Source organism: Candidatus Thiosymbion oneisti (assembly GCF_900092655.1).
Lineage (GTDB): Bacteria > Pseudomonadota > Gammaproteobacteria > Chromatiales > Chromatiaceae > Thiosymbion > Thiosymbion oneisti.
The window spans coordinates 1-5,675 of sequence record NZ_FLUY01001298.1; the positions used below are offsets into that span (position 1 = coordinate 1).

7 protein-coding genes are annotated in these 5,675 nt (G+C 62.7%); all 7 read left to right on the forward strand.

Going from position 1 to position 5,675, the window contains the following annotated elements:
- The first annotated feature begins 196 nt into the window (after positions 1-196).
- The 7 genes from BQ17_RS13490 to BQ17_RS13520 all read left to right on the forward strand — a co-directional run bounded on the left by BQ17_RS13490 (position 197) and on the right by BQ17_RS13520 (position 5,477).
- A complete protein-coding gene (locus tag BQ17_RS13490; RefSeq protein WP_089727909.1) occupies positions 197-724 on the forward strand; it encodes an Hsp20/alpha crystallin family protein in 528 nt (175 codons plus the stop codon).
- 179 nt (positions 725-903) lie between these two features.
- Positions 904-1,614 (forward strand): hypothetical protein, encoded by a 711-nt coding sequence (locus BQ17_RS13495; protein ID WP_141699270.1) that lies wholly within the window; start codon positions 904-906, stop codon positions 1,612-1,614.
- A gap of 350 nt (positions 1,615-1,964) precedes the next feature.
- The gene (locus BQ17_RS20795) at positions 1,965-2,216 is read left to right on the forward strand and encodes a hypothetical protein (protein WP_141699271.1); all 252 of its coding nucleotides are present in this window, start codon (positions 1,965-1,967) and stop codon (positions 2,214-2,216) included.
- A gap of 109 nt (positions 2,217-2,325) precedes the next feature.
- Complete coding sequence (gene cobU / locus BQ17_RS13505) at positions 2,326-2,883, forward strand: bifunctional adenosylcobinamide kinase/adenosylcobinamide-phosphate guanylyltransferase (RefSeq protein ID WP_089727915.1); 558 nt, start codon at positions 2,326-2,328, stop codon at positions 2,881-2,883.
- Between the two features lie 126 nt (positions 2,884-3,009).
- Positions 3,010-3,702, forward strand: a complete 693-nt coding sequence (locus BQ17_RS13510; protein WP_256091603.1) for a histidine phosphatase family protein — start codon at positions 3,010-3,012, stop codon at positions 3,700-3,702.
- The gene (gene cobS, locus BQ17_RS13515; RefSeq protein ID WP_089727920.1) at positions 3,684-4,481 is read left to right on the forward strand and encodes an adenosylcobinamide-GDP ribazoletransferase; all 798 of its coding nucleotides are present in this window, start codon (positions 3,684-3,686) and stop codon (positions 4,479-4,481) included. The genes BQ17_RS13510 and cobS overlap by 19 nt, the downstream gene beginning before the upstream one ends.
- Positions 4,482-4,850: 369 nt before the next feature.
- A complete protein-coding gene (locus BQ17_RS13520) occupies positions 4,851-5,477 on the forward strand; it encodes a Rieske 2Fe-2S domain-containing protein (protein WP_089727922.1) in 627 nt (208 codons plus the stop codon).
- The last annotated feature ends 198 nt before the right edge of the window (positions 5,478-5,675 follow it).

Sequence of the window (5,675 nt, forward strand, 5' to 3'; positions counted from 1 at the left end):
CGTCGATTAAGCGCCTCGGTAGGCTAACCGCCAACGCCGATCAGCACCGAGGAGCTGCGTCCGCGGGAGCGGACAAGACGGCATTCCCACGCTGGAGCGTGGGAACGAGCGCGGACCGGGAGGACCGGAGCACTTAAGGGATTTCCCAAGATCCCTAGCATGACCCGCTGGGTGGTCACCAACAGGGGACCTCGACATGAACGCAGAACGGGACGACAAGCGCACACTTACGGGGGCTGCGGCCATCGACGGCATTATGGAGGGTCTCACCGACATTGTGGATCGGTTGCAGCAGGTCTGGGGACAGGGTGGTGAGGCCAGGGGAACCGGCGAGCTCGGCAGAGGTCCCCAAGGGGTCTTCGGCTTTGCGGTCAAGGTGGGGCTCGGCAAGGACGCGAACCTGGAGCTAAAGCCCGGTGGCAACATCCGCCCGGACGCCAAGACCGGGGAGACCCGCGTCCATGAAACCTACGAGCCGGTCGTGGATGTCTTCGAAGAATCGGATCACACCCTGGTGGTGGCCGAGATGCCCGGCATCGGCGCCGCGGATCTCCACCTGGACATCCGTGACGACCTGCTCGAAATCCGCGCCGAGTCCGACACCAGGCGCTATCGAAAAGAAATACTGCTGCCGCGTAGCTACCGCCCCGAGCAATTGGAAAGCAAATGTAACAACGGCGTCCTGGAGATACGTTGTCATAACCGCGAGCACTCCGCGGTCTAAGGTTATGTTTCAGCAGTGATTATCATTCGGTAGCCTGCAGGTCCAGGTAAAGGTTAGAGAACATGTGACCGAATTTGCTATGCTTGAGCCAAGGTCACATAACACCAATGGGTGTTTCCAATCCTTGAGCCATGTGGTTACTTCCCGTTTCTTCCACGCGAACATTCATGCGTAGCTGGATGTTGCTCTTTATTACCTGCCTTTTGGTCGCAGCGATCGGGCCGGTTCGGGCCGATTCATGGACCGGCACGCTCCAGGACGGCAGCCGGTTGAAGGTGGACCCGGACTCCCATCGCGCCATGCGCTATTACAAGGGCGGCGTGGCTCCCTTGTGGGACGGTACCCACAGGCTTGAGGACGGCTCGGTGGTCATTATCCGCGACGGCCAGGCGATACCCACCGAGTCGATGATAAACAGCTGGGCCGAAGAGCCCGGCTCCGAGCCGGGTATGGGCACGCGCTATTGCGACCAGCTCGTGCGCAAGGTCTGCGGCTTCCATGACGAGTGCCGCCACGGTCAACCCTGCATCCTGGCCCGTCAACTGCTGGGCATGGAGCGCGAGCAACAAGGCCGAACGCCCGGCGCCGCGGCGCCCTGGCCGCTTACCCCGTCGGCCGGTGAGTGTCGGGAGGCCCTATCAAATCCGGCATTCCCGGCCTGTGATTCCTCCGCACCAGGGTCGGAGCAAACGGCCTGTAGGAAGCTCGTGGAGAAGGTGTGTGGGGAGGCGGACCAATGCGAGGCCCACCAGGCCTGTAATCCCGCGCGTCAGCTCCTGCAAATGGAGTCCGATGAGCGGCTTCGGAGCGCGGATCCGGAGGCCCTGACGCCGACAGGCGCCGAATGTGAAAAGGCGATGGACAACGCCTTCTTCGAACCCTGCCGGTAGCCGCCGCGGCTTCACGAGTACAGCTGCGCCCGAAAACCGGAAACAAGAACCACGGATGAACACGGATCGACACGGATGGAGACCAATCCGTGTTGATCTGTGGTTCGAGATAGCAAGGATTAGATAGTGGCTCTTTATGGATTCCGGACAGCTAACGATCATAGAAGGGATCCTCCGCACGTTTTTTTCTCGTTCCCACGCGCTGTGTGGGAACCTGGTTGCTCCGCGCCGCGGAGAGCATCGGGCCGGTGTCCACCATTCGTATACACGGGAACTAAACCTGCCGGCGGTCCGGCGTTATCTGGTGTGGCCCAGAAGGCGTCTGCTCTGACTGTTGCCGACAGCTGGTCATGGGGTGCGTAAGCCGTCTGAAAGGCGGCGGTCCCAGCGTCCCCGGAACCGCCGACACTTTGTCGGCCCCCGGAACCGCCGACATTTTGTCGGCCCCTGGGACCGCCGACACTTTGTCGGCTCCTGGGACCGCCGACACTTTGTCGGCTCCTGGGACCGCCGGCACTTTGTCGGCTCCCGGGACCACCGATATTTCGTTGGCCCTCTCGTTCATCGGCGGTAACCAGCGGAGCCACCGAGGTTCGGGTTGAGTATGGGAAAAATGAGCCGGTCGCTCCAATCGATTCGCGGATGATGTGGGTTCGTACAGATTAAAAACGCAACCATCTGTGAAAATCTGCGTAATCTGCGGACAGAAAAGTGAAAACCCTGATCCTGGGCGGTGTGCGTTCCGGCAAGAGCCGGTTGGCCGAGCGGCTCGCCGTCGCGAGCGGTCGGCGGGTCGTCTATGTGGCTACCGCGGTGGCGGGGGATGCGGAGATGGTGCGCCGTATCGAGGCCCACCGCAGGTATCGTCCCCGAGACTGGCTGGTGGTGGAGGAGCCGCTTGCGCTGGGGCAGGTGCTCGGGGAGTTGGCCGAACCCGGGCGTTGCCTGGTGGTGGACTGTCTCACCCTGTGGCTTACGAATCTGCTCTCCCATGCGGACCCTGCGCGCTTGGGGTCTGAGCGTACCGCCCTGCTGGAGGCCCTGCCGGCGCTTGCCGGCGACCTCGTGTTAGTCGGCAACGAGACCAACATGGGCGTCATTCCCCTGGGTGAAATCGGTCGCCGCTACTGTGACGAGGCGGGCCTGCTCCATCAGGCACTCGCCGTCCGCTGCGACCGAGTGGTGCTTGTCGTCGCCGGATTGTCCCAGCTCTTGAAGGGGCCGCCTATAGAGAAGGTCCGCACAGCGGACCCTACGCTGACTGCTTGATTGGCTGTAGGGTCCGCTGTGCGGACCGCTGGAATGTTGCGACCATTTAGCATGTGAAAACAGTCGGTTAGAGCCCGTAGGATGGGCAAAGCAAGCGCCTCTCAGGAGGGTACGAAGGTATCAGTTATGCCTCGGCGATTTCCGAGCCGCGACGGCTGGTCGGATGCACCAAGCGAAGCGTGCCCATCAATGGGGAATGACCGCTTTGTCGATCTGCTGCGCCACGGTACGGTGGTAGGCGGCGAGCGGTTTCGGGGTGCCGCCGACGACCGGCTCAGTGCCCGCGGATTCGACCAGATGCGCGCGGCCCTGGCGGGACTCGGGAGGGAGGCTGGTGGGCATAGCCCACCCTACGATGCCTTGTTCAGCTCGCCGGCCCGCCGGTGTGCCGAGCCGGCTCGGGAGCTGGCGGCGCGGCACGGGCTGCCCTTGGAGCTGCTGCCGGAGCTGGGCGAGCGATGGTTCGGGGCCTGGGAGAATCGGCTCGCCGACGAGCTGCCGAGCGCCGAACTGAAACGGTTCTGGGACGACCCCGCGGGATTCACGCCGCCCGGCGCCGAGCCCTTCGAGGCCCTGCGCGAACGGGTGCTGAGGGGCTGGGACCGGATACTTGGGCAGCGGACGGATTTCCCGCTGGTGGTGACCCATGGCGGTGTCATCCGCGTCATCCTGGGGCAAATCCTGGACCTCTCCGCGGCTGCCTTGATGTGGATCGAGGTCCCGCCTGCCTGTCGGACCCGTCTGCGGGTGCCGGGAGGGGAGGGCCGTCCGAGCCTGATGTTCCACGGCGGGGCGGAGCCATGCGGCGCAGCTTCCTGATCGCCGTTCGGTTTCTCACCCGGCTGCCCATGCCGGACCCGGGACCTGTTTCCGACCCGGATCTTGGTCGCTCTGCCGTCTTTTTTCCGTTGGTGGGGCTGCTCCTCGGATTGATGGTTTGGGCGCTGATGGTCTGGAGTCTGTCCATACTGCCGGCGGAATTTAGTGGCCCCGATCCGAACCGAGCGGCCTTCGGTGGGCATAGCCCACCCTACGGCCTGGCCGCCGCGTTGGTGCTTGTCGCCTGGGTAGGGCTCACCGGCGGCTTGCACCTGGACGGGCTGGCGGATACCGCGGATGCCTGGATCGGGGGGTTGGGAGACCGGAACCGCACCTTGGAAATCATGCAGGACCCCAGCTCAGGGCCCTTCGGCGTCATGGCCTTGGTGTTGGTGCTGCTGTGCAAGTGGGCGGCACTCTCTGCACTGATGACCACGGGTGCGGTGATGAGCCTTATCTGGATTCCGGTCCTGGCGCGGGCGCAGCTGCTGATCCTGTTTCTAACCACGCCCTCCGCACGTCCAGATGGCATGGGGGCCGTGGTCAAGGCCCATCTGCCGCGGACCGCTGCCTGGGCTTGGCTGGTCGTTACCCTGGTCGCGTCGGCGCTGTTCCTCGGTACGGAGTGGCCTGGCTTGGTCGTGGCCGCGGGCGTCCTGTTCCTGCTGTTACGGCGATCTGTGATGACCCGTTTGGGTGGATTCAGCGGTGATACCGCCGGTGCGCTGGTGGAGCTGAGCGAGGCCCTGATGCTGGCGGCGGCCGTGTTTTTTTCGTAAAGACGCCATTTTCCTGATCCATACCAGTCGAACCGGTGATTGAAATAGGGGAAAATAATCGTTTGATTCCATACGCCGAGACGGCGGAAGTATTGGCTCGTCCCACGCTCCAGCGTGGGAACGCAAATGTGGCCGCTCCAGCGGCCAAGATCCCTCCTCCGTGGGGACAAGGTTTCGACGCTGGAGCGTCTGGACTTGCTCCCACGCTGGAACGTGGGAGCCAGAGAAAAACGACGCATCACACGAATCCTCACGAATGGATTCGCGCAGATTCGCGCGCTTCGTCGTTTTCTCTTCGTATTCCGACTCACCACAACAAGCGGCCAACAGCCAGCTTAATGGCATTGATCCGTTCCCCAGGAGACTTTCATGAGCGACGCACTGAATTACCTGCTCAAGGTCCGCCCCGATGCCATGGGTGCCTATTTCAAGTTTCTCAAGAAGGCCGGAGACCACCTGGACCCCCGCACGCGCGACCTGATCTCCGTCATCACCAAGGTGGCCGTCAAGACCGAACCCGGATTTCGACAGTACCTCACGCGGGCCCTGCGCAACGGTGCCACCCCCCAAGAGGTGATCGATGCCTTGCTGATGGCCTTCCCGGTCCTGGGTCTGGCCAAGATCGTCTGGGCTACCGAGATCCTGCTCGACATGGACATCCCCGAGTTCCGTCCGGAGAACCTGGACGCCGAGCCGTCCTGGCATCGGCTCGGGGCCCTGGAGGAGCTGCCGGAAGGGGAGATCAGCTTTCTCGAGGCCGCGGGCCGCCACCTGTTCGTCTCCCGCACGGGCGACCGGATCAAGGTCTTCGACTCCCGCTGTCCCCATCAGGTAACGGATATCCCCCACCTCGCCCTGGAAGGCAGCAAGCTCACCTGTCCTAAACACAATTGGACCTTCGATGCCGAGACCGGCGAGTGCACCCGGATCGGTAACCGACCCTTGCGGGAGTTCGAGCACAAGCTCGAAGACGGTCAGCTGCTCGCCTATTGGTAGGTGGAATCGGCGGCATGAGCGAAAATCGATTCGCGTCGATTCGCGCCGATTCGTGTGGTTCGTAGTTTCGATCGTATTTTGCCATGAGGTAGTGATTAATATTGGCTCTTTATGGATTCCGGACTGCCAACGATCATGGAAGGGTATCACCGGACGTTTTGGAGTGCGGCGGCAATCTCACCCCGATGCTTACCGGAA

What these genes read in the sequence shown, in the direction of transcription:
- BQ17_RS13490 (WP_089727909.1), top strand. Translation starts at nt 197, where the DNA reads ATGAACGCAGAACGGGACGACAAGCGCACACTTACGGGGGCTGCGGCC.
- BQ17_RS13495 (WP_141699270.1), top strand. Translation starts at nt 904, where the DNA reads ATGTTGCTCTTTATTACCTGCCTTTTGGTCGCAGCGATCGGGCCGGTT.
- BQ17_RS20795 (WP_141699271.1), top strand. Translation starts at nt 1,965, where the DNA reads ATGGGGTGCGTAAGCCGTCTGAAAGGCGGCGGTCCCAGCGTCCCCGGA.
- BQ17_RS13510 (WP_256091603.1), top strand. Translation starts at nt 3,010, where the DNA reads ATGCCTCGGCGATTTCCGAGCCGCGACGGCTGGTCGGATGCACCAAGC.
- cobS (WP_089727920.1), top strand. Translation starts at nt 3,684, where the DNA reads ATGCGGCGCAGCTTCCTGATCGCCGTTCGGTTTCTCACCCGGCTGCCC.
- BQ17_RS13520 (WP_089727922.1), top strand. Translation starts at nt 4,851, where the DNA reads ATGAGCGACGCACTGAATTACCTGCTCAAGGTCCGCCCCGATGCCATG.